1 protein-coding gene is annotated in these 1,648 nt (G+C 55.2%); it reads right to left on the reverse strand.

Features of this window, described 5'->3' with window-relative positions; genetic code table 11:
- Positions 1 to 135 precede the first annotated feature (135 nt).
- Positions 136 to 1,581 (reverse strand): IS1182 family transposase, encoded by a 1,446-nt coding sequence (locus HV744_RS36505; protein ID WP_175154074.1) that lies wholly within the window; start codon positions 1,579 to 1,581, stop codon positions 136 to 138.
- Positions 1,582 to 1,648 lie beyond the last annotated feature (67 nt).

Genomic DNA, 1,648 nt, shown 5'->3' on the forward strand with positions numbered 1-1,648 from the left:
GTCGGCTGTGGGTCGAGAGTGTGTGGAAACACCATTTTTGCCACCGAGCGCGCGATTATAGGTCGGGTCGATCGAGTTTTATACGTCGAGCATGCGCTAATCTAATGTCGCGAGCACAACAAAGCCCCTCGGGCTTTAGCTTCCAACCGTCTTCATGGCCTTTATCGTCCCCGCTACTCCAAGTATGTTCATGACTCGCTTTAGGTTGTAGGCCAACACTTGAAGGCTCATCTCCGTACTCACTCGTCTGAGCGTCCTGGTCAGGAAGTGTGCGGGACCCATCCAGTGCTTTAGCGTACCGAAGATATGCTCGACAGTACTTCGGCGGATGGTCATTGCATCGGGTTTCCGGTCGAGCCGGCGCTGCATGGCTTCCAGTGAGCTCTCGTGTTCCCACCGTCGAATGCGACGGTAGTCGCTCGGTGAACATCGTTCCTTGAGATGGCAACGTGGACAGGCGCTGGGCCAGTACACGTGCAGAATCATGTCATGTTCGACGGTGTTGAATCGATGGATGGCTCGCTCGCCAGCGGGGCATCGATAAATATCGCCTTTCGCCTCATAGACAAAGTCAGCCTTGGTGAAGAGACCTTTCTTCCGGGATGCGGAGGTAAGCGGCTTGGGAACGTACGCACTGATGCCGTTCAGATCGCATGACCTTATCTCCGGGCCGCTGAAGTAACCCCGGTCAGCAACAACCTTCAGCTTCGGTTTGCCCATCGCGTTCTTCGCAGACACTGCCATTTTGCTGAGTTGCCCGTGATCGTTTCCGACGTTAGTCACCTCGTGCTCAACGATCAGGTGATGCTTCGTGTCTACGGCAGCCTGAACGTTGTAGCCCACTATGCCGGAGCCTCTTCCGCTTGTTGCCATGGATCGGGCATCGGGGTCCGTCATCGACAACTGTTTGTCCGGTTGCGTTTCCAACTGCTTCCTGATCCGTGCGAGCTCACGCATCTGTTGACGCAAGCGGGCAATCTTCTCGTACAGACGAACGGTCTTTACATCGAACCTTGTCGGGCTGGTCCGGTCTGCGGTTTCAATCAGGTCGAGATATCGCTGAACGCTTTCCTCAATCTGCTGCTGACGCTTGTCGATCTTTCCCGCAGTGAAGTTTCTGTCACGGCTGTTCACAGCCTTGAACTTGCTGCCATCGATTGCCACCTTGTCACTGGATAGCAGCTTTAGCCCGCGACACAGTTCGACGAAGCGCCGGCATACGTTGCGAATGGCTGCGCCGCTGTCACGGCGAAAGTCGGCGATAGTCTTGAAGTCCGGAGCCAGACGTCCCGTTAGCCACATCAACTCGACGTTGCGCTGACATTCACGCTCAAGACGCCGGCTGGAAGGTATCCGGTTCAGGTATCCGTAGATATAGATCTTCAGCATCACACCTGGATGGTAGGACGGACGACCCGTGCTCGCCGGCGTCGTACCGTTGAAACCGAGTTCTGCAAGATCCAGTTCGTCGACAAAGACATCGATGACTCTCACCGGATTGTCCTGTCCGATGTAGTCATCGACGCATTCGGGAAGTAGTGCGACCTGCTTGCGGTCATCGCCTTCAACGAATCGCTTCATGAGTCACCCAGTCTGAACGCGTTGATTTAGTTTAGGCGATCAATGCGTTTTCACACACTCTCGGTCG

The sequence above is a fragment of the Paraburkholderia ultramafica genome (assembly GCF_902859915.1).
Taxonomy (GTDB): domain Bacteria; phylum Pseudomonadota; class Gammaproteobacteria; order Burkholderiales; family Burkholderiaceae; genus Paraburkholderia; species Paraburkholderia ultramafica.